The sequence below is a fragment of the Streptomyces sp. BE303 genome (assembly GCF_036290945.1).
Lineage (GTDB): Bacteria > Actinomycetota > Actinomycetes > Streptomycetales > Streptomycetaceae > Kitasatospora.
The window spans coordinates 1-222 of the sequence record NZ_JAQYWZ010000460.1 but is presented as its reverse complement, the minus strand read 5'-3'; the positions used below and the strand labels follow the sequence as shown (position 1 = coordinate 222).

Below are 222 nucleotides of genomic sequence, written 5' to 3'. Positions count from 1 at the left end.
TCTCCCCCACCGCGACCGTGCAGACCGGGCCGGCGTCCTCCACCATGAACGCCAGCCGCTCCGCCGGGAAGCCCGGATCCAGCGGCAGATACCCCGCCCCCGACCGCAACACCGCCACCATCGCCACCACCAGGTCCACCGACCGCGGCAACGCCAACCCCACCCAACGACCCGGACCGGCCCCCCGACCCACCAACACCGACGCCAACCGCGCCGAACGCT

The 222-nt window shown here is 73.9% G+C and carries 1 protein-coding gene; it reads right to left on the bottom strand.

Going from position 1 to position 222, the window contains the following annotated elements:
* A partial coding sequence (locus tag PUR56_RS08860) for an AMP-binding protein (RefSeq protein ID WP_443034466.1) occupies positions 1-163 on the bottom strand: 163 nt, incomplete at its 3' end.
* Positions 164-222: the final 59 nt, after the last annotated feature.